The sequence below is a fragment of the Sinorhizobium fredii NGR234 genome, from assembly GCF_000018545.1.
GTDB lineage: Bacteria > Pseudomonadota > Alphaproteobacteria > Rhizobiales > Rhizobiaceae > Sinorhizobium > Sinorhizobium fredii_A.
Window position 1 is genome coordinate 2,197,382 of record NC_012587.1, and the last position, 20,517, is coordinate 2,217,898.

General features: G+C 63.2%; 17 protein-coding genes. 5 read left to right on the plus strand and 12 right to left on the minus strand.

The window, feature by feature from the left end:
* Window positions 1-2: 2 nt before the first annotated feature.
* From NGR_RS21850 to NGR_RS21860, 3 genes are all read right to left on the minus strand, one after another.
* Window positions 3-1,022 (minus strand): ArsR/SmtB family transcription factor, encoded by a 1,020-nt coding sequence (locus NGR_RS21850; RefSeq protein WP_012708657.1) that lies wholly within the window; start codon window positions 1,020-1,022, stop codon window positions 3-5.
* Window positions 1,023-1,437: 415 nt separating this feature from the next.
* On the minus strand, window positions 1,438-3,087 hold the full coding sequence (ettA, locus tag NGR_RS21855) for an energy-dependent translational throttle protein EttA (protein WP_012708658.1): 1,650 nt from the start codon (window positions 3,085-3,087) through the stop codon (window positions 1,438-1,440).
* Between the two features lie 119 nt (window positions 3,088-3,206).
* Window positions 3,207-3,980 (minus strand): ribonuclease T2, encoded by a 774-nt coding sequence (locus NGR_RS21860; protein WP_012708659.1) that lies wholly within the window; start codon window positions 3,978-3,980, stop codon window positions 3,207-3,209.
* Between the two features lie 246 nt (window positions 3,981-4,226).
* Here NGR_RS21860 and NGR_RS21865 point away from each other — a divergent pair, with 246 nt between their 5' ends.
* A complete protein-coding gene (locus tag NGR_RS21865) occupies window positions 4,227-5,180 on the plus strand; it encodes an alpha/beta hydrolase (protein ID WP_012708660.1) in 954 nt (317 codons plus the stop codon).
* Between the two features lie 60 nt (window positions 5,181-5,240).
* A complete protein-coding gene (locus NGR_RS21870; RefSeq protein WP_012708661.1) occupies window positions 5,241-6,887 on the plus strand; it encodes a thiamine pyrophosphate-binding protein in 1,647 nt (548 codons plus the stop codon).
* Window positions 6,888-6,902: 15 nt separating this feature from the next.
* Here the strand turns inward: NGR_RS21870 and NGR_RS21875 are convergent, their stop codons facing one another.
* From NGR_RS21875 to NGR_RS21885, 3 genes are all read right to left on the minus strand, one after another.
* Window positions 6,903-7,109 (minus strand): hypothetical protein, encoded by a 207-nt coding sequence (locus tag NGR_RS21875; RefSeq protein WP_012708662.1) that lies wholly within the window; start codon window positions 7,107-7,109, stop codon window positions 6,903-6,905.
* A 268-nt stretch (window positions 7,110-7,377) separates the two neighbouring features.
* Window positions 7,378-7,716: a TIGR01244 family sulfur transferase gene (locus NGR_RS21880; protein WP_012708663.1), complete on the minus strand. Its 339-nt coding sequence runs from the start codon at window positions 7,714-7,716 to the stop codon at window positions 7,378-7,380.
* Between the two features lie 72 nt (window positions 7,717-7,788).
* A complete protein-coding gene (locus NGR_RS21885; protein ID WP_012708664.1) occupies window positions 7,789-8,625 on the minus strand; it encodes a DUF4432 family protein in 837 nt (278 codons plus the stop codon).
* A gap of 249 nt (window positions 8,626-8,874) precedes the next feature.
* Here NGR_RS21885 and NGR_RS21890 point away from each other — a divergent pair, with 249 nt between their 5' ends.
* Window positions 8,875-10,314 (plus strand): L,D-transpeptidase family protein, encoded by a 1,440-nt coding sequence (locus NGR_RS21890; protein WP_012708665.1) that lies wholly within the window; start codon window positions 8,875-8,877, stop codon window positions 10,312-10,314.
* A 165-nt stretch (window positions 10,315-10,479) separates the two neighbouring features.
* Window positions 10,480-11,769 (plus strand): NAD(P)/FAD-dependent oxidoreductase, encoded by a 1,290-nt coding sequence (locus tag NGR_RS21895; protein ID WP_012708666.1) that lies wholly within the window; start codon window positions 10,480-10,482, stop codon window positions 11,767-11,769.
* 71 nt (window positions 11,770-11,840) lie between these two features.
* Here NGR_RS21895 and NGR_RS21900 read toward each other — a convergent pair whose 3' ends face one another.
* The 6 genes from NGR_RS21900 to NGR_RS21925 all read right to left on the minus strand — a co-directional run bounded on the left by NGR_RS21900 (window position 11,841) and on the right by NGR_RS21925 (window position 19,389).
* Window positions 11,841-12,557: a ParA family protein gene (locus NGR_RS21900; RefSeq protein WP_012708667.1), complete on the minus strand. Its 717-nt coding sequence runs from the start codon at window positions 12,555-12,557 to the stop codon at window positions 11,841-11,843.
* A gap of 202 nt (window positions 12,558-12,759) precedes the next feature.
* The gene (locus NGR_RS21905; RefSeq protein ID WP_012708668.1) at window positions 12,760-13,905 is read right to left on the minus strand and encodes an iron-containing alcohol dehydrogenase; all 1,146 of its coding nucleotides are present in this window, start codon (window positions 13,903-13,905) and stop codon (window positions 12,760-12,762) included.
* Window positions 13,902-15,287: an aldehyde dehydrogenase family protein gene (locus tag NGR_RS21910; RefSeq protein ID WP_012708669.1), complete on the minus strand. Its 1,386-nt coding sequence runs from the start codon at window positions 15,285-15,287 to the stop codon at window positions 13,902-13,904. Before NGR_RS21910 ends, NGR_RS21905 begins: the two co-directional genes overlap by 4 nt.
* Before the next feature lie 215 nt (window positions 15,288-15,502).
* Entirely contained in the window at window positions 15,503-16,867 is a 1,365-nt protein-coding gene (locus NGR_RS21915; protein ID WP_012708670.1) for a glutamine synthetase family protein, read from the minus strand.
* 94 nt (window positions 16,868-16,961) lie between these two features.
* The gene (locus NGR_RS21920) at window positions 16,962-18,509 is read right to left on the minus strand and encodes an amino acid permease (protein WP_012708671.1); all 1,548 of its coding nucleotides are present in this window, start codon (window positions 18,507-18,509) and stop codon (window positions 16,962-16,964) included.
* A gap of 106 nt (window positions 18,510-18,615) precedes the next feature.
* The gene (locus NGR_RS21925; protein WP_012708672.1) at window positions 18,616-19,389 is read right to left on the minus strand and encodes an N-formylglutamate amidohydrolase; all 774 of its coding nucleotides are present in this window, start codon (window positions 19,387-19,389) and stop codon (window positions 18,616-18,618) included.
* Between the two features lie 167 nt (window positions 19,390-19,556).
* Here NGR_RS21925 and NGR_RS21930 point away from each other — a divergent pair, with 167 nt between their 5' ends.
* Entirely contained in the window at window positions 19,557-20,435 is an 879-nt protein-coding gene (locus NGR_RS21930; protein WP_012708673.1) for a MurR/RpiR family transcriptional regulator, read from the plus strand.
* Window positions 20,436-20,517 lie beyond the last annotated feature (82 nt).

Genomic DNA, 20,517 nt, shown 5'->3' on the forward strand with positions numbered 1-20,517 from the left:
TCTCAAATTCCCCCTGCCTGCAAGCGTTGGCGCGGCAAATCGGCCACATCTGCCGCCCGCTGGTCGCGCGCCAACCAGATTGTTACCGTCAGTTTTCCCTCCTCCGCGCCTTCCGGGGCAAGGTCTGTCGTCTTCTCAAGCATTAGACCGGCCTTCTGCAGCCAATCGGCCATCGTCTGGTGCGCAAAACCAAGGCGGGCGTGGGCGTGCTCGTTGCGCAGATATTCAAGACCATGCGGGGCAAAATCGATGATCACCAGCCGCCCACCCGGCACAAGCATACGCGCTGCCTCGGCGATCGCCGCTTCCGGATCTTCCAGGAAGTGAAGCACCTGATGGATCGTCACGAGATCGAAGGACCGGCCATCGAGCGGCAGGTTGAAGATATCACCGTGGCGGATCGAAGCCTTGGTGATGCCGGCCCGGTCGAGATTGGAACGCGCCACCGCCAGCATGTCGCGGCTGGCGTCGACGCCGATGCCGCGCCGGTAGAGCCCTTCGAAGAGCTGCAGGATGCGCCCGGTGCCGGTGCCGAGGTCGAGCAGGCTGTCGACCGGCTCGTCGCCGACCATCGTCTTCAAAGCCGTCTCGACATCGCCTTCGCTGACATGAAGACGCCTGAGTTCGTCCCACTCGGCGGCATTGCGGCTGAAATAGGCCTGGGCCTTCTCCGAACGTGCCTTCTTCAAGGCCGTGAGGCGGGTCGAATCCCTGGCGAGAATCGCATCGTCAGGTGCCGCCGCAGCGAGGAGTTCCCGCACAAGCGCGACCCGCCCGCCCTCTTGCCGTAGACGGAAATAGGCCCAGGCACCTTCCTGGTAGCGATCGATCAGCGCCACTTCAGCAAGCAGCTTCAGGTGCCGGGAAATGCGCGGCTGCGACTGACCGAGAATTTCGGTAAGATCGGTGACGGTGAGATCGCCGGCGGAAAGCAGCGCCAGAAGACGCATGCGCGTCGGCTCACCTGCCGCCTTCAAGACGTCGACCAAGGCATCCAAGCCAAGCGATCCAAGGGTAGTCATCGTCGATCCTCATCAACACATAAAGATATGTTTATGTGATTTGAGGACGGTGCGCAAGCGGGATTTGCGCAGAATGGCAAGGCGATGACGGGGAGAAGACAGTGGAGCCGGGGGAAAGCTCCAGCTTCAGGAATACCGGGCAGCGCCCCTGTTTCTGAGCCATACCGCGCGTCGAGACTGTGCTTGTCACAACGATCCAGTCACGCCGATCGGCGGCGTGAATGCCAACCGCAATGTTTGCTCAAATCGGAACCGCATCTGCCATGGAAACCGATGCGCACAAAAGCGCTTCGCGCCCCCCGGGACTTTGGGGGCGCCGCAGACTTGTGACTGCGCAGGGATGCGGCCACGCGAAAATGGAAGTTTTCCTGCGCAACGAACGCCGCCGGATTGCGGCGCTCGCCGAGCGGCCCACCTATCGTGTCAGTCGCTTATAAGTGACCCGCTTCGGGTTGACCGAGTCCGGACCGAGGCGGCGGATCTTGTCCTTCTCATAATCCTCGAAGTTGCCTTCGAACCACTCGACGTGGCTATCGCCCTCGAAGGAGAGGATGTGCGTCGCCAGGCGATCGAGGAACATGCGGTCGTGGCTGATGATGACCGCGCAGCCGGCAAAGTTTTCGAGCGCATCCTCGAGCGCGGCCAGCGTCTCGGTGTCGAGATCGTTGGTCGGTTCGTCGAGCAGGATGACGTTGCCGCCGGACTTCAGCATCTTGGCGAGATGGACGCGGTTGCGCTGACCGCCCGAAAGCGTGCCGACCTTCTGCTGCTGGTCACCGCCCTTGAAGTTGAAGGACGAGCAATAGGCGCGCGAATTGACCTCATGCTTGCCGAGCTTGATGACGTCGTTGCCGCCGGAGATTTCCTCCCACACCGTCTTGTTGCCGTCGAGCGCATCGCGGCTCTGGTCGACATAGCCGAGTTGCACGCTCTCGCCGATGCGGAACGCGCCCTCTTCCGGCTGTTCCTGGCCGGTGATCATCCGGAAGAGCGTCGTCTTGCCGGCGCCGTTCGGGCCGATGACGCCGACGATGCCGCCCGGCGGAAGTTTGAAGCTCAGGCCTTCGATCAGCAGCTGGTCGTCATAGCCCTTGGAGATGTTCTCGGCTTCGATGACCACTTGGCCGAGCCGCTCGCCGACCGGAATGATGATCTGCGCGTCGCCCGGACGCCGGTCGGCCGCCGCCTTGACCAGTTCGTCATAGGCGCGGATACGCGCCTTGGACTTGGCCTGTCGGGCCTTCGGGCTCGAGGCGATCCACTCCTGCTCGCGGCTGATGGCCTTCTGGCGGGTCGCCTCTTCACGACCTTCCTGTGCCATGCGCTTGGCCTTTGCCTGCAGATAGGCGGAATAGTTGCCCTCATAGGGAATGCCGCGGCCGCGGTCGAGCTCGAGAATCCAGCCGGTGACGTTGTCGAGGAAGTAGCGATCGTGGGTGATCATCAGCACGGCGCCCGGATATTCGCGCAGGTGCTTTTCGAGCCAGGCAATCGTCTCGGCGTCGAGGTGGTTGGTCGGTTCGTCGAGGAGCAACAGGTCCGGCTGCGACAAGAGCAGCTTGCAGAGCGCGACGCGGCGCTTCTCACCACCGGACAGATTGGTCACCTCGGCGTCGCCCGGCGGGCAGCGCAGCGCGTCCATCGCCATTTCGACTTGACTGTCGAGGTCCCAGAGGTTCTGGCTGTCGATGATGTCCTGGAGCTTCGCACCCTCTTCCGCCGTCTCGTCGGAATAGTTCATCATCAGCTCGTTGTAGCGGTCGATGATCGCCTTCTTCGCGGCCACCCCTTCCATGACGTTCTCGAGCACGTTCTTCTGCGCGTCGAGTTGCGGCTCCTGCGGCAGGTAGCCGACGGTCGCGCCGTCGGCGACCCAGGCCTCGCCGGTATATTCGTGGTCGAGCCCGGCCATGATCCTCAGGACCGTCGACTTACCGGCACCGTTAGGGCCGAGAATGCCGATCTTGGCGTCCGGATAGAACGACAGATGGATGTTCTCCAGGACCTTCTTGTTGCCATAGGCCTTGTTGAGTCCGGCCATGTGGTAGATGAATTGACGTGCCATAAAGGAATGCTCCGCATCGGAAGGAAAAATTTGCCCGCTATGTAGGCGAATTATGGTGGCGGGGCAATTGCCAAAGGCCCTGCCCCGCGTCGTTCCTTCGCTGCGATGAACCTCTCCGTTCAGCCCCGCCCGGCGGCGTCGGCAATCCCCTTGGCGCATTTGAACTCGGTCGCCCCGGCCGCCTTCATGAGGCCCGCGAGGTCCGTCTTGCCCGAGAGGTCCCCGGAAAGCCCGATGGTCATTCCCGTGATCACGCTGCGGCCGCCGACGGTCTGGCAGCGCATCCGCACCCGGTCGCCGGCTCCCGTCCCGAAACTCTGGTCGAACGCCGCCTTGATCTGCTGTTCGCCGATCTCCGTACCGATCTTGTCGGCAAAGAGCGCCCTCACCGCCGATGCATTCAGCTCGTCGAGGAGACGAAGCTGCAGCCGGAAATAGTCCTCCGCGTTCCCGGTCTGGCAGGTGCCGCTGCGCAGCCATTGGTGCCGGTCGAGGCCCGACTTCACCCCCGGCATGGCGACGAGCAGCCGCGCGGCGGTCTCGTCCGCCATCGCGAGTTTCGGCAGGTCGAGCCAATCGCCCTTGCGGTCCTGCGTCTTCAGCTCCGCTTCAACGCCGCAATAGCTCTTTTTCAACGGCCAAAGACCATGCAGCGAGAAATGTGTCGCGTCGAACCGCTCGGACGTCTGATCCACGCACTCCTTGCGCGTCGGCCGCGTCTCGCAAAAGCCGGGCTGCCAGCTGACTGCCAGCACATATTGCGTCGTTCCAGTTTCCGGCGCCGTCGTTGCCACTTCACCCGGCGCCTCCTCTGCCGCGGCGAGGGACGACAGCCCCAACCCCAGAACAAGCGTTGCAACTCTCATCACCTGTACCATAGCCCGCTCTGCCATATCGGCCTCCAACGAAAACATAACGAGAACAAAATATCAACAAAAGCGGGAAACTTGCAACCCCTAATATGTTTCTCGCAATTCGGTCTGATCTCATGCGCAAGAAGCAACAAGCGATGATTGCCTTTGGCGGCCAAATCGATTTGATATCTCGCGTGAATGTTGGGCGGTCGCCCGGCGCGGGGACGAAACGCCGGCTCGACCCGCCAGCGCATTTGGAATCTGGCCATTGTTCGAAGGTGAGGCATGTTCGGGCAGGTAAGGACGCTTCTGAGCCCGACGGGCGCGACGCTCGGCTGGCGCCACTGGCCGGCATCCGAGGCACCGCAAGGCATCCTGCTGATCAGCCACGGGCTTGCCGAGCATTCCGGCCGCTACTCCCGCTTCGCCGAAGCGATGGCTTGGCACGGCTTCCATGTCTACGCATACGACCATCGCGGCCATGGCGAGAGCCGCGCATCGGATGCACTGCCCGGGCAATTCGCCCAGCATGGCGGCGTCGAGAAGGTGATCGCCGATCTGCGCACGGTGCGGGAACTGGCCGTTGCCACTCATCCCGGCCTGCCGGTCATTCTGTTCGGCCACTCGATGGGCGGATTGATCGCGCTCAACGCCGCCGAGACCGACCCTGAACTCTTTGACGCGCTGGCCGTCTGGAATTCCAACTTCCGCCCCGGGTTTGCCGGCCGAGGCGCCCAGGCGATCCTCGCGATCGAACGGATGCTGAAAGGCTCGGACGTCCCGAGTCCGCTGCTGTCGAAGCTCACCTTCGGCGCCTGGAGCAAGGCTATCGCCGATCGCAAGACGGACTTCGACTGGCTGTCGCGCGACACGAGTGAAGTTGCGAAGTATATTGCCGATCCGCTTTGCGGCTTCGATGCCAGCGTATCCCTGTGGATCGACGTTTTCGCATTCGCCTTTGCCGGCGCGCGGACCGACCGGCTTGCCCGCTTGCCCGCGAAGCTGCCGGTTCACCTGGTCGGCGGCAGCGCCGACCCCTCGACCGTAAACGGCGACGCCATCGGCTGGCTCGGCCAGCGCATGAAGGCGCGCGGCATGGCCGACGTGACGGTCACGATCTATCCGGGGATGCGTCACGAGACGCTCAACGAAGTCGGCCGCGAGACGGCGACGGAGGATTTCGCCGCCTGGTGCCTTCAGGCGATCGGCTCGAAACGCCGCGTAGGCGAAAGAATATAGTTGCAACCCGGCGTCGGCGCGATCCGAAGCCGGGACGAAAAAGCATTGGGAGGTGCAGGCATGAAAACGGGTGGGCAGTTGGTGGTCGAGGCGCTGGTCGCGAACGGTGTGAAGCGCATCTCCTGCGTGCCGGGCGAAAGCTATCTGGCCGTGCTGGATGCGCTCTATGACACCGACATCGACGTCGTCGTCTGCCGCCAGGAAGGTGGCGCGGCAATGATGGCGGACACCTGGGGCAGGCTGACCGGCGAACCGGGCATTTGCATGGTGACGCGCGGCCCTGGCGCCACCAATGCGTCGGCCGGGCTCCACGTCGCCCGCCAGGATTCGGTCCCGTTGATCCTTTTCATCGGCCAGGTGCAGCGCGAGGCCCGCGAACGCGAGGCCTTCCAGGAGATCGAATATCGCCGCGCCCTCACCGAGGTCGCAAAGTGGGTGGGCGAGATCGACGATCCGGCGCGCATCCCCGAATTCGTCACCCGCGCCTTCGCCGTCGCAACCTCAGGCCGGCCCGGGCCGGTCGTGCTGACGCTTCCCGAAGACATGCTGACCGAAAGCACGGAAGCCCCCGCCGCACGCGCCCACCAACCGGTCGAAAGCCATCCGGGACCGGCTCAAATGGCGCGGCTCACAGCGCTCCTTGCCGATGCGAAGCGGCCGATCGCCATTCTCGGCGGCACGCGCTGGTCGGCCGAAAGCGTCGCCGAATTCCAACGGTTCGCCGAGCGCTGGCATCTTCCGGTCGGCTGCTCCTTCCGCCGACAGATGCTCTTCGATCACCTCAATCCGATGTATGCCGGCGATGTCGGCATCGGCATCAACCCGGCCCTGGCGAAGGAGATCAAGGAAGCCGACCTCATCCTGCTTCTGGGCGGACGCTTGTCGGAAATGCCCTCCTCCTCCTACACGCTCGTCGACGTCCCCTATCCGAAGCAGACGCTGGTGCATGTCCATCCCGATCCGTCCGAACTTGGCCGCGTCTACCGGCCGGATCTGGCGATCGCCGCGAGCCCGCGCGATTTCGTCGCCGCCCTTGGCGACGTGGAGCCGGCCGGCACGCCGGTCTGGGCGCAGCGCACCGCGGCCATGCACCAGGCTTATCTCAAATGGTCGACACCGCCGGAGATCGGCCCGGGCGAGGTGCAGATGGGGCCGATCATGAACTGGATCGAGGCGAATACGGCGCCGGACGCGATCTTCACCAACGGCGCCGGCAATTACGCCACATGGCTGCACCGCTTCCACCGCTTCCGCCGCTACGGCACGCAAGCCGCGCCGGCCTCCGGCTCGATGGGCTACGGCCTGCCGGCGGCGGTCGCGGCGAAACACCTCCATCGCGACCGCGAGGTCATCTGCTTTGCCGGCGACGGCTGTTTCCTGATGCATGGCCAGGAATTTGCCACCGCGGTCCGCTACGACCTGCCGATCATGGTGCTCGTCATCAACAACGGCATCTACGGCACCATTCGCATGCATCAGGAGCGGGACTATCCGGGCCGCGTCAGCGGCACGGACCTGACCAATCCGGATTTTGCGGCGCTCGCCCGCGCCTATGGCGGCCATGGCGAAACAGTCGAGCGCACCGAAGAATTCGCCGATGCTTTCCTCCGGGCGCGCGCCAGCGGCAGGCCGGCGATCGTCGAGATCAAGCTCGATCCGGAAGCGATCACGCCGACGCGGACTCTCAGCGAAATTCGCAGTGGCTGAGGAAGTCAGCCGCCCTTAAATTGTTCGGATCATCTCCCAAAGCTGGCCCGGCTCTTTGACGCCGGTCTGGTAAAGCTTGATGATCCTCCTGGCGAGTTGGTCGGCCTCCTCGCTGCCGATCGATAGATTGCGCTCTTCCAGCGCCCTGTTCAGCACGCCTTCAAGGATCGCTACGTGGCCAGGAAGGACGGGGTAGTCTCGAAAGCTGTTGAAGGGATCCATGGCCGATCTCCTTTCACTGCATGTCTTTTTACATCAAGGTCGATGCAAGCAGACATGCGGTTCAATGCGCTGCAGCATGCATAGAACGGGCAGGAAGGCATCAAAGACGCGAAAGCGCGCTTGTTTGGGCCAAGCGCGCTCCAAGCGTACGATCTTCTGAGGGTGCCGGCGCCCTCGATCGAACCTATGAAATATAGCACCAATGCCGGCGACGGACAACAAGATGCGGTGGTTCGGGGCTGTCCGGGGCCCACGCCGATGCGCCGCCTCAGCTGCGGATGTGCTGGGTCTGCTGGTAGACGGCCGTGGATCGGGCGCCGGACCGGCAATAGCCGAGCATCGGGCGCTGGAATTCGTCAAGCGCATCGACCATGCGGGTCACCGCGTCGGCCGTCACGCCCATCGGGCCGACCGGAATATGGGCGATATCCAGGCCGAGTTCCTGGGCGCGTGCGGCGATCGCGTCGAAGGTCGGCTGGTCGGGTGCCTCGAAATCCGGACGGTGGCAGACGATGGACTTGAAGCCGAGCGCCTTGATCTCATCGAGGTCCTCGACCGTGATCTGGCCGGAGACCGAGTATTCATCGTTGATCTGGCGAATGTCCATGATGTCGCTTCCTCAAGACTGCGTTGCCTTGGTGTAGGCCGCAGGCCAGGCGGCGTCAATCGCGAAGCGATTTCAGGCGATGCCGAAGGCCAGCGCGTAGTCGCGCGACTGTCCGGGCTCCAGCAGGTCAAGCTCGCCGGCGGCCGAAAGTTCCACCCGCTTGGCGACACGGTGCGATGCCGGCTCGATGCTGACGACGTTCGCCACGCCGCGTTGGCAGCGCCACATCTGCAGGAACGGCAGCGTGTCGGCCAGGAACCGCACATGCAGGGCGCGCCCGTGAAGCCCGGGCAGATCAGACAGCGAAACCTCCGCCCAACGGTCTTCGCCGGCGACTGCGGTTCGACAGAAATGGGCGCTCTCGCCTTCGCCGAACCGCCAGGCCAGCGAACCGCCCTCGACCGAGGCGCCTTCGATCCGCGTTTCATCGCCAAGCAGCCGACCGGCGATATTGATGTGATACATCATCATTGGCGCAAAGGCGGACGTGCCGATATTGACGACGCGGTCCTTGAGCATCACGCCGGCCCCAGCCAGTTCCCAAACCCGCTCGATCGCCGCTCTGCCGCCACAGGCAAGATCGACCTCCGTGACAGCCGAGCAGCGCAAGCCATCAGGCGACATCTCCGTCCGGCTGACCGGCGTTCCGGCGAGCGACCCGTGCAAGGGATAGCGCGCGCCATCGTCACGACCCTCGATCGGCTCCGGATGACGGATGTGATCGGGACCGCAGGTGAATAGAAAGCCGGCCAGCGCACGATCGATCCGCGGGTCGCCGTCAGAGGGGATCGCGTCTCCCGGCGACAGGTCGATGCCGGCCGTGACGAAGGCGGCGATATCGAGCGCCGAGGCGCGGTCGAACAGGATATGGCTGTCCGCGCCACTATTTGAGCTGATGTTGGTCTGCATTCGCGTCTCCGCCTGCGCCCAGAATCGGGCATGGCGGGCGCATGATAGCGCAGTGCCCTACCCTTGGAAGCAGATCCTCGGAGTTGAACCAACCCCGCGGAAAAACGTTATGAAAACAAGGCGGTCCAAGGGCGACTCCGGTCTTCCGCCGCGATCGAATGTTGCAACGCCTCGGAAGCTCGCTTAACTAGAATTTTAAGGGATCGTTCATGATGAATTCATTTTTTTCACATTAACGTCGGAATCGGTATGTACCGCCGCAAAGCAACCGCCATGAAAACAGGTTCTCTCGTGTCAGCGACCCGCACCGGCCTTTCGCTTCTCGCCGCACTCGGCCTCCTGGCCGTGGAGCTCGTGCCTGCCCGCGCCCAGGACGGCTACGGCGGCTATTGGGGAAGCGGCGATGTGATGCTGGTCACGCCCGAGGGCGATATCCTCGACTATATGCCCGGACCGGACGAAGTTCGCGCGGTGCGCGACCGCAGCGGCCGCACGGTGCTTGTCGACCCGTGGGGCAATATCGTCGCCACGGTCGTGCCGAATGACGGCTACGGCGTACGCCGCCGCGAATCCGGCTCCGACGTTTATTCCAACCGCCGCGACCGGGGTTACGGCTATTCCGAGCCCGGCGAGTTCACCGGCACTGTCCCCGATTACCGCGATGCTACGCCCGCCCCGGTGGAGCGCGAGGAGCTTCCGAACAGCCTGCCGACACTTGGCGAGGAGCAGGCAGCCTATGATCCGCAATACCAGGAACCGCTGAGCCAGCCGATGCCGCCGGCGATCGAGATGAAGGGCAAGTCGCGCGCCGAAATTACCGCCCTTCAGGTTTTCCTCGACCGCGAAGGATTCTCGCCCGGCGTCATCGACGGCAAGATGGGCTCGAACGTCACCAAGGCGCTCGAGGCCTGGCAGCAGGCGACCGGAGAGAAGCTCGACCCTAACAACACCGAGGACATCCTGGAACGGCTGCGCTTCAATGGCGGCCTGCCGATCACCACCTACACGATCACCGCCGCCGACGCGGCCGGTCCCTATGTCGCTGCGATCCCGGAAGACTATGCCCACAAGGCGCAGCTCCCGCACCTTTCCTTCACCTCGACGACCGAGATGCTCGGTGAAAAATTCCACATGGACGAGGGCTACCTGCGCGAGCTCAATCCGGGCGTCGATTTTTCCATTCCCGGCACCACGATCAAGGTGATCAATCCGGGTCCGAACAAATCCGGCAAGGTCGCCCGCATCATCGCCGACAAGGGCCGCAAGCAGGTGCTTGCCTACGATGACGCGGGGAAACTTATTGCCGCCTATCCGGCGACCATCGGGTCGGCCGACACGCCATCACCATCCGGCACTGTGACGGTCGAGCGGATCGCCTTCGATCCGGGATATACCTACAATCCGAAGATCAATTTCCAGCAGGGCGCGAACGACAGGATCCTGACGTTGCAGCCGGGACCGAACGGACCGGTGGGCACCGTCTGGATTGCGCTGTCGAGGCCGACCTACGGCATTCACGGGACACCGGATCCGTCGAAGATCGGCAAGACCCAGAGCCACGGCTGCGTGCGCCTGACGAATTGGGATGCCACCGAACTCGGCAAGATGGTGAGCCGCGGCGTGACTGTCGAATTCGTCGACGAGCCGGGGGCGCCAATTGCAGCGGATGACTTCGCTCCTTATCAATAGCTCGCCGACGCTCGAGTTTAGGCTGAGCCACGGGCGATCGCCCGCCCGTTTCGCCCGGCAGTGCCGGTCTTCATGACTTCATGAAACATTGTCATGAAAAACTTTGCTGCGATGGTCTTATCAAAGGCAAGGAATCTCTCAATCATCCGCAAAGGAAGGCCCGAAATGGCGACGGAGCGCCCTCTTCCCAATCTCTGGCACGCAACGGCTCCCGCCGCTCCCGAAACCGGCCCGCTCACCGGCGATCTGAAAAGCGATGTGGCGATCATCGGCGGTGGCTTCACCGGGCTTTCGGCTGCACTCCACCTTGCCGAAATGGGCGTCAAGGCCACGGTGATCGAAGCGCGCATGATCGGTTACGGGGGCTCCGGCCGCAATGTCGGCCTGGTCAATGCCGGTATGTGGGTGAAACCCGAGGATCTCATCGCCACGCTCGGCGCCGAGGCCGGAGGGCGCCTGCTGAACGAGTTGGGGGATGGCCCCTCGCTCGTCTACGACCTGGTCGCCCGGCACGGCATCGAGTGCGAAGCGGTCCGCAATGGAACGCTGCATATGGCCGTCGGTCCCGAGGGCTGGAAGGACATCCAGGAGCGCGAGGCCCAGTGGCGGAAGCGCGGCGCGCCGGTGGAGGCGCTTTCGGCCGAAAAGGCGCATGGTCTTTCCGGGGCTGAAGGTTTTGCAGGCGCACTGCTCGACCGGCGGGCCGGCACGATCCAGCCGCTCGCCTATGCGCGCGGCCTGGCCCGGGCGGCGCTGACTGCAGGGGCCGAAATCTACACGGAAACGCCCCTTATTGCTGCCGAGCGCCGCGGCGACGTCTGGAAGCTGACGGCCGGCCGAGGCACGCTTACGGCCCGGCATGTCGTCGTCGCCACCGAGGCCTATGGCGCGCTCATCGAGGGTGCGCCGTGGCGGGCGCAAACGCGGGAACTCACCGTCCTTCCCTTTTTTCAGTTCGCGACCAATCCGCTCCCGGACGATGTCGCCGGCCGAATCCTGCCCGAGCGCCAGGGCGCCTGGGACACCGGCCTCGTCATGACGTCGTTCCGCATGGACAAGCAGAACCGGCTGATCTTCGGTTCGATCGGCCGCCTCGACGCGATGGCCGCGGGCACGCACCGCGCCTTCGCGGCGCGTTCGGTGCGCAAGCTCTTCCCCCATATCGGCGATTTCCGCTTCGAATATTGGTGGGACGGCCGCATCGGCATGACCACCAATCACCTGCCGGTCATGCATGTACTTGCGCCGAATGTCGTTTCCGTCAGCGGCTACAACGGCCGCGGCATCGCCCCCGGCACCGTCTTCGGCCGTGCCATTGCCCGCCATGTCACCGGCGACGACGCGGCGATCCCGCTATCCGAATCGCCGATCACGCCGGATCCGTGGCGGAACCTCAAATCCGCCTTTTACCACGCCGGCGCCCAGGCCAAGCACTTCGTAGACAGGCGGTTCTGACAAAAGTTTTCGACCGGAACGACCTTCGTCAGTTCCGGTCGGCCTTGGGAGGCAATCGGGCGGAAGGGAATTCAAGCGGCCCGTGGTAGAGCCGAGCGCAACCGAGACATCAGCGCCAGGCGTGGCGTCACGGGCAGCAATTTTTGTACCTCGCTCGCAAGCGCAAATGCGTTTTCGCGTGCCTTGTCGAGATTGCTGACGCGGTTTGCGTCCATGGTCTGCAAGGTACCGCCCAGTTCGAAAATCTCGCGAAAAGCGGCGCGTTCGATGATCGGCGTGTCGAGGACGGAAACGCCGCGCGAAGCGAGCAGCGCCTTGATCGCCTGCAACGCCCGCGTCGTCACCAGCGAGTTGACGCGCGTCAGCACCACGGAATGGTTGATGCGCATCCTCGCCTTCTGTTCGATCTGGCGAATGAGCTCCAGGATCTGGACCGCGCCGCGCGCGTCCATGGCACAGCCCTGCACCGGGATCAGCACCTGATCGGAAAGCCCGAGCGCCAGCGCAACGATCGCATCCTTGGCACCCGCGAGATCAATGACGATGAAATCGGCTTCGCCCTTCAGCTCGCGGACATGACAGGGCAGCGAAGCCGGCGTGACGTGCGAGATCACCTCGATATTGGCGACGTGGCCGGAGACCTCCGACCAGCTGGTGATCCACCGCTGCGGGTCGGCATCCAGGATCACGACCCGGTTGCCCTGGCGAGCCAGTTCCGTCGCCAGGATCAGGGCGGCAGTCGTCTTGCCGGCGCCGCCCTTTGCGTTGGCCAAAGTAATGACCGCCATCTTGTCACCTCATTCTGTCGGTGCTCCGTCGCGTTCGCCTCGAAGCAGGTTCGATTAATAGAACCTTTCAGAACATGGTTAACAAAACGGAAATTTTGGCCGGCAAATATTAACCGGCGAGCCCCGCGGGTGGCGCAGTACGCACAAGAAAGCCCGGGAAATCAGGGGTTTCCCGGGCTTGCCAAAAATTAACGAAAAACGCTCAGATGCACTCGCCGAAGAGCTTTCTCGCCGCATCCAGCGTCAGTTCCACCGGGTTTCCGCTGGCGGTCGGATCGACGATCGCCATTTCGGCCATCTCGTCGATGCGGTCGGTGCCGACGCCGAGTGCGGCAAGCTTGTTCGGCACGCCGAGTTCCTCGCGCAGTTGCAGCACATAGTCATAGAAGCCGTCGAAGCCACCGGCGATGCCAAGATAGGCGGCGGCACTCGCGATCTTTTCCTCGATCGCCGGGCGGTTGAAGCGCAACACCGGCGGCATCACGACGGCGTTGGTCATGCCGTGATGGGTGTTGTAGATCGCGCCGACCGGATGCGACAGCGAGTGGATCGCGCCGAGGCCCTTCTGGAAGGCGACCGCGCCCATCGCCGCCGCGCTCATCATATTGGCGCGCGCCTCGATGTCCGCGCCGTCCCTATAGGCACGCGGCAGATACTCCTTGACGAGCCGCATGCCTTCGAGCGCGATGCCCGCCGACATCGGATGGTAGAACGGCGAGGAATAGGCTTCCAGGCAATGGGCGAAGGCGTCCATCCCCGTGCCGGCCGTGATGACCTTCGGCATGCCGACCGTCAGTTCCGGATCGCAGATCGTCACCGCCGGCAGGAATTTCGGGTGGAAGATCACCTTCTTCACATGGCTCGCCGAATTGGTGATGACGCTGGCGCGGCCCACTTCGGAACCGGTGCCGGCTGTCGTCGGCACCGCGATGATCGGCGCGATGCCTTCGACGCTGGCGCGCTTCCACCAGTCGCCGACATCTTCGAAATCCCAGACGGGCCGCGTCTGGCCGACCATGAAGGCGACGCATTTGCCGAGATCGAGACCGGAGCCGCCGCCGAAGGCGACGACGCCGTCATGGCCCCCATCCTTGAACGCCTTGATCCCGGCCTCCAGATTCCTGTCGTTCGGGTTGGGATCGACGTCCGCGAAGATGGCACGCCCGAGACCGCCGCCTTCCAGAATATCGAGTGCGTCCTGCGTGATCGCCATCGGCGCAAGACCGCGGTCGGTGATCAGCAGCGGCTTCTTCATGCCGACGGCCTTGCAATGGTCGGCAAGCTCCTTGATGCGGCCGGCGCCGAACTTGACGGCGGTCGGGTAGCTCCAGTTGGCGGTGATGGTCATGCTGTGACTTTCTTCAGATGGTAGGATTTCGGGCGAGTGAGGTTGTGGAAGCCGAGGACCGAGAGCGAACCGCCGCGGCCCGTCTCCTTGACCCCGGTCCAGCAGAGCGCCGGGTCGAGATAGTCGGCGCGGTTCATGAACACCGTGCCGGTCTCGAGTTCGCCGCCGATGCGGGCGGCACGCTCCGCATCCTTCGTCCAGAGCGAGGCGGTCAGGCCGTACCGGCTGTCGTTCATCAGTTCGATCGCTTCGGCATCGCTCTTCACCTTCATGATGCCGACGGCCGGCCCGAAGGTTTCCTCGCGCATGAACTCCATCGAGTGATCGACACCGACAAGGATCTGTGGCGCGAGATAGGCGCCGCCGTCGTCCTGAGGAAAGAGTTTCGGATCGATCAGCGCCCTGGCGCCCTTCGAGACCGCGTCGGCGATCTGGTTGCGTACGGCCACGGCAAAACGCTTGTTGGCCATGGGTCCAAGGGTCGTTTCGGGATCGAGCGGGTTGCCGAGCTTGTAATTGGAAACCCAGGCGACGGATTTCTCGACGAAGGCGTCGTAGAGAGACTCGTGCACGTAGATGCGCTCAATGCCGCAGCAGCACTGGCCGGAATTGTAGGTCGCGCCATCCATCAGCGTGTCGACGGCCGCATCGAGATCGGCGTCCGCCATCACATAGCCCGGATCCTTGCCGCCGAGTTCGAGGCCGAGACCGGTGAAAGTGCCGGCCGCCGCGCGCTCGATCGAGCGCCCGCCTTCGACCGAGCCGGTGAAGTTGATGAAGTCGAAGCTCTTGGCCGCGATCAGTGCCGCGGTCGTGTCGTGATCCAGGAAAAGGTTCTGGAAGACGTCCGCCGGAACGCCCGCCTCGACGAAGGCACGCACCATGCGCTCACCGACCAGGATCGTCTGGCTGGCGTGCTTGAGGATCACCGTGTTGCCGGCCATCAGCGCCGGCGCCACCGTGTTGATCGCCGTCATATAGGGATAGTTCCAGGGTGCAATGACGAAGACGACGCCGTGCGGCTCGCGCTCGATGCGCCGCTCGAAGCGGTCGCTCTCCTCGACGACGAGCGGCTTCAGCGCATCGGCGGCGATCGAGGCCACGTAGTTGGAGCGTTCGTTAAAACCCCTGAATTCGCCGCCATAGCGCACCGGCCGGCCCATCTGCCAGGCAAGCTCCGGCACCACCTCGTCGACCATCTCGTTGAGCCGGGCAACACCGGCGAGCACCAGATTGACGCGCTCGTCGAGCGGCCGATTCGCCCAGCTTTTCTGCGCGAGCCGCGCCTGAACCACCGCCTGCCTGGCGAGTTCCAGCGGCATTGCAGGCCGCTCGGCATAGACCTCGCCATTGACCGGCGAAATGCATCTGATCATCGTCATGATCGTCTTCCTGTTTCTGCTTTCAAAAATAGAAGACCCCTTCCCACCCCCTCCCCACAAGGGGGAGGGACTTACCGGCCGGCGATCTCCGCACCTCCTCTGCACCGTCGCAACGTGCGGAGGCGCCGAGTTGGGCGGGAGGGCGACGCCAGCAAGCCCCTCCCCCTTGTGGGGAGGGGTTGGGGAGGGGTGGACCCTCGTGCGGAGTGAATTAACTACGCTCTTTCGAACCCGCGCGCGACCTCCCAATCGGTGACGCGCCGGTCGTATTCCTCCTGCTCCCACCGGGCAGCGCGGGCATAGTGGTCGATGACCTCTTCGCCGAACGCCTCGCGCAGCATTTTCGACTCCGACAGCGCCTCGGTTGCCGCCCTGAGCGTATGCGGAATTTCGCGTACATCCTTGCCGTGATAGGCATCGCCGACGAAGGGCGCTTCCAGCTCCATCTTGTTCTCGATGCCGGAAATACCGGCGGCGATCAGAGCCGCAAAGGCAAGATACGGGTTGAGGTCTGACCCGCCGACCCGGCATTCGATGCGGATCGCCTTGGTTTCGTCGCCGCACAGGCGATAGCCGGCGGTGCGGTTGTCCTTGCTCCAGATCGCTTTCGTCGGCGCGAAAGTGCCGGCCATGAAGCGCTTGTAGGAATTGATGTAGGGCGCCAGGAAATAGGTGATCTCGCTCGCATGGGCGAGCAAGCCGGCCACATAGTGCCGCATCAGCTCGGACATGCCGTAGCGACCCTCCTTGTCGTAGAAGAGCGCCTCCTTGCCGTCCAGGCTCCACAGCGACTGGTGAATATGCGACGAGGACCCGGCAGCTGAGTAGTTCCACTTGGCAAGGAAGGTGATCGCCTTGCCGCGCGACCAGGCAATCTCTTTGCAGCCGTTCTTGATGATGGCGTGGCGGTCGGCCATGGTCAGCGCGTCGGCATAGCGGACGTTGATTTCCTCCTGGCCGGCGGAGGCCTCGCCCTTGGAATTCTCGACCGGAATGTCGGCGCCCTGCAGGCCGTTGCGGATTGCCCGCATCACGTCTTCTTCCTTGGTTGTCTGGAAGATGTGGTAGTCCTCGTTGTAGCCGCTGGCGAGTTGTAGGTCGCGGTATCCCGAGAGCCGCGCATCGTCGTAGGACTGGTCGAACAGGAAGAATTCGAGCTCGCTCGCCATGAAGGGCTTGAAACCCAAGGCCTCGAGGCGAGCAATCTGCTTCTTCAGGATGGCACGCGGCGAATGCGGCACCTCTTCATGGGTATGGTGATCGAGGACGTCGCAGAGAACCAGCGCCGTGCCCTCGAGCCACGGGATACGCCGCAGCGTCGCAAGGTCCGGCTTCATAGTGTAGTCGCCGTAGCCTTTCTCCCAGCTTGTCGCCTTGTAGCCGGGCACGGTCTCCATCTCCATGTCTGTCGCCAGCAGGTAGTTGCAGCTGTGCGTTTCCTTCCAGGCGCTATCGACGAAATATTGCGCGTGAAAGCGCTTGCCCATCAGGCGGCCCTGCATGTCCACCTGGCAGGCGAGCACCGTGTCGATGCGCCCGCTAGCGACATCCTCTTTCAATTCCTCGAACGAATAACCCATGAAAGTATCATCCCGTGTTTCGGTGCGGCCGTTTCCATTGCCGCAAAAACGAAGCGGAGATCGCGGGCGCGACCTCCGCTTACTCGTTATTGTCTTAGACTTCGCCGACAGCCTTCTCGGCAACAGCGATCTCCGCCTGGCGGCGCGCGACCTCGTCGCCGATCGGCGGCCCGCGGAAGCGGCGGCTTTCGAAACCGAACCAGATGATACCGGTGACGACGAGGAAGCCGACGGTGATGTAGAGCGCCCAATCGTTCGGCGGCTGAATGCCGAGTACGAAGATCAGCACCATGGCGACGATCGACAGGATCGCGAAGAGCTTGAACATCCCCTCGCCGAGGTTCCACGGCCCCATCTTGTCCCACTTCGAGGTTCCCCAGGCAAAGAGGCCAAGCGTGATCGGGATCGCGAAGGAGAAGAACAGGAAGATGACCGTGCAGGAGACGACGATCGTATAGACCGGCGTTTCGCCGATCGAGACGAGCGAGGAGCCCCAGACGAACAGCACCGAGAGGATCGAACCCGTCCAGATCGCCGCAACGGGCGAGCGATGGGTGGGGCTTACCTTCGAGAGTGCCTTGGAGGCCGGCAGGCCGCCATCACGCGAGAACGCGAAGATCATGCGCGACACCGAAGTCACCGTCGCCAGGCCGCACAGCCACTGGCTGACGAAAATGGCGAGGTAGAGAATGTCCTTGATGGCCGGATGGACCTGCGCGTCCATCGCCCAGAAGAACACGTTCCAGCCCTGCTTGGCGGCCTCGTCCATGTTCGGGATCATCAGCACGAAGGCGCACAGCATGATATAGCCGAAGAGCGCCGACCAGAGCACCGAGGAGACCATGCCGCGCGGCACCGATTCCGCTGCCTTGACCGTCTCCTCCGACGTATGTGCCGAAGCGTCATAGCCGGTGATCGTGTAGATCGGCAGCAGCAGGCCGAGCAGGAACACCCAGGTTCCAGAAGTTTGCGGCCAGACATTGCCGCCCGCCTCGCCCGAATAGTTCGAGAAGGTGAAGAGCCTGCCAATCTCGTAGGAGTCGGCGGCAGCAAGGCAGACAACAGCGAGCAGGATCGCCGTGACGAAGATCAGGTAGCCGGAGAAGTCGGTAAGCTTCGCCGTCAGGCCGATGCCCATATGGTTCACGAGCGCCTGCGCACCGGTAATGATCGCCAGGAAGATGATGCGGGTCGCCGTCGTGTCTTCCAGTCCGAAATAGGGTGTCCCAAACGAACCCATGAAGAAGTAATAGGTGCCGACATTGATGGCGCCGAGAACGGTCACTAGGCCGAGCAGGTTGAACCAGGCGGTCAGCCAGCCGGTGAAGCGGTTGCCGAGGATGGAGCCCCAGTGATAGAGGCCGCCGGCCGTCGGATAGGCCGAACTGATCTGCGCCATCGCGACGGCGAAGACCAGCGAGATGAAGCACCCGAGCGGCCAGCCGATACCGATGGCCGATCCGCCCGCGCCGGCGGTCGCCTGCGCCAGCGAGTTGATGCCGCCGGACAGAATGCAGATGATTGAGAAGGATACGGCGAAATTCGAGAACTGGCTCATGCGCCGCTCGAGTTCCTGGGCATAGCCCATCGAATGCAGGATGTGCAGATCCTGCTTTTTATCGACATCGGTATAGTCTGACATCTTTTTCCCCTGTTTCTCCTGACCCGGCGCGCCATTGCGAAAGGTCATGTCACCACCTGTTCCGGCACCGGAACAGGACCGCGGCTTTGCCGCTCCCCTGGGTCTTTTATTTTCTTGGCAAGGCGGCCACGCTTCTGGCGAGCAGCCCTTCCAGGTAATCGGCCATGACCCTCTGGCCGATCTCGTTCCGGATGAGATCGTTCCTGATCTCAATCATCACGTTCGGCAGTCCATAACGGACGCCGTACTCAATCAAGCTGTGCGTTACCCCGTCAGCCGGCCCGTAGGGTTCGTTGCGACGGATGTCGTATGCAACCTCCCCGGTCGTGGCGACCGCCAGCATGCGGTCGGCGAGCCGGCTGTCGGCGTCGTGCAGAATGCCGAGCTCGACGCCGCGCGGCTTGCCGAAATAGACCGGCGTGAAGCTATGCATGGTGACGAGGATGGGAAGCCGGCCCGCTGCCTTGCGGCCGACGACGAAGTCGGACACGGCGTCACGAAACGGCAGATAAATCTCGTCGACCCGCGCCCGGCGCTCCTCGGCCGACATCGTCCGGTTCCCCGGCACCTCGAAGACCTCGCTGACCACGGGTGTCGCCGCCTCGGACTCCGGAGGCCTGTTGCAGTCATAGACGAGGCGCGAAAAACGCTGATGGATGAGCGTTCCGTCGAGCTTTTCGGCAAGCAGCCTGGAAACCGCCAATGCGCCCGGGTCCCAGGCGATGTGGCTCTCAAGCGCTTCCCTGGAAAGGCCGAGCGTTCCGAGACGCTCGGGCAGACGGCTGGACGCATGCTCGCAGACGAAGAGGAAATCCCCCTTCGCATCAGTATTCTCAATGGCGACCGGGTCGCCCTCTGCCTGCGTCAAAAGCCCCGTCAAATCCGGCCCCCATTGCCTCGTCAGACGCTGTCGTGAAAAGAATTCTTCACGAATCGGCAGCTGTCAACGAAAATCTGAAACGATCTTTTCAGTTTTCCATTGACTCCGATTGCGGCGGCGATGTTTAATTTCCTCAAGCTGGCAGAGACCGGCCGAGGGGCATGACATTGAACGGCAACACGGCATCCATGACGGTGTCGGATGTGATCAACGCGAACTTCGCGGCGCTGACGCGCGCCGAGAAGCGCTTGGCGGAGACACTTCTCGACAACTATCCGGTCTCCGGTCTCGGCTCGATCACCACGGTCGCCGAGAACGCCGGCGTTTCGACGCCGACCGTGGCACGCATGGTTCAGAAGCTGGGCTTTCGCGGCTTTCCGGATTTTCAGTCGAGGCTCCACCAGGAGCTCGAGGCGACGATCTCCAATCCGATCGCCAAGCACGATCGCTGGGCTGCGAGCGCGCCTGGCACCCACATCCTCAACCGCTTCGCCGATGCGATCATGGGCAATATGCGCCAGACATTGTCGCAGATCGAACCCGTCGAATTCGACCAGGCGGCGGCCCTCGTCGCCGACCGCAAGCGCAACGTCTATCTTGTCGGCGGCCGCATCACCCGCTCGATGGCCGATTATCTCTTCACCCATCTGCAGGTCATCCGCACCGGCATCACGCAGATTGCCGCGAATCCGAGCTCCTGGCCGCACTATATCCTCGACATGAAACAGGGCGACGTCCTGATCCTGTTCGACATCCGTCGCTACGAACAGGAAATGGAGACCCTCGCCCGTTCCGCCCGCAATCGCGGCGTCGAGATCATCCTCTTCACCGACCAATGGGGTTCGCCGGTTGCCAAGTCCGCCTCCAAGGTCTTCCGCGCCCAGATCGAGGCGCCTTCGGCCTGGGACAGTTCGGTCATGCTGCTGTTCCTCCTCGAAGCGCTGATCGAAGCGGTGCAGAGCTCGAATTGGGACGAAACCAGGGACCGAATGAGGACGCTGGAGGGCCTCTTCGATTCGACCCGCATTTTTCGCAAGCCAGGCTAGGAGGTACCGGTCGAAATCTGAATCTCCGGATAAGGAATTGTGGGTGCAAGGCGCGTCGCGCACCCCTTGGTAGACAAGTCCT

Excerpts from the sequence above, each read along its gene's own strand:
- NGR_RS21850 (WP_012708657.1), bottom strand. The coding sequence starts at position 1,022 with ATGACTACCCTTGGATCGCTTGGCTTGGATGCCTTGGTCGACGTCTTG.
- ettA (WP_012708658.1), bottom strand. The coding sequence starts at position 3,087 with ATGGCACGTCAATTCATCTACCACATGGCCGGACTCAACAAGGCCTAT.
- NGR_RS21860 (WP_012708659.1), bottom strand. The coding sequence starts at position 3,980 with ATGGCAGAGCGGGCTATGGTACAGGTGATGAGAGTTGCAACGCTTGTT.
- NGR_RS21865 (WP_012708660.1), top strand. The coding sequence starts at position 4,227 with ATGTTCGGGCAGGTAAGGACGCTTCTGAGCCCGACGGGCGCGACGCTC.
- NGR_RS21870 (WP_012708661.1), top strand. The coding sequence starts at position 5,241 with ATGAAAACGGGTGGGCAGTTGGTGGTCGAGGCGCTGGTCGCGAACGGT.
- NGR_RS21875 (WP_012708662.1), bottom strand. The coding sequence starts at position 7,109 with ATGGATCCCTTCAACAGCTTTCGAGACTACCCCGTCCTTCCTGGCCAC.
- NGR_RS21880 (WP_012708663.1), bottom strand. The coding sequence starts at position 7,716 with ATGGACATTCGCCAGATCAACGATGAATACTCGGTCTCCGGCCAGATC.
- NGR_RS21885 (WP_012708664.1), bottom strand. The coding sequence starts at position 8,625 with ATGCAGACCAACATCAGCTCAAATAGTGGCGCGGACAGCCATATCCTG.
- NGR_RS21890 (WP_012708665.1), top strand. The coding sequence starts at position 8,875 with ATGTACCGCCGCAAAGCAACCGCCATGAAAACAGGTTCTCTCGTGTCA.
- NGR_RS21895 (WP_012708666.1), top strand. The coding sequence starts at position 10,480 with ATGGCGACGGAGCGCCCTCTTCCCAATCTCTGGCACGCAACGGCTCCC.
- NGR_RS21900 (WP_012708667.1), bottom strand. The coding sequence starts at position 12,557 with ATGGCGGTCATTACTTTGGCCAACGCAAAGGGCGGCGCCGGCAAGACG.
- NGR_RS21905 (WP_012708668.1), bottom strand. The coding sequence starts at position 13,905 with ATGACCATCACCGCCAACTGGAGCTACCCGACCGCCGTCAAGTTCGGC.
- NGR_RS21910 (WP_012708669.1), bottom strand. The coding sequence starts at position 15,287 with ATGACGATGATCAGATGCATTTCGCCGGTCAATGGCGAGGTCTATGCC.
- NGR_RS21915 (WP_012708670.1), bottom strand. The coding sequence starts at position 16,867 with ATGGGTTATTCGTTCGAGGAATTGAAAGAGGATGTCGCTAGCGGGCGC.
- NGR_RS21920 (WP_012708671.1), bottom strand. The coding sequence starts at position 18,509 with ATGTCAGACTATACCGATGTCGATAAAAAGCAGGATCTGCACATCCTG.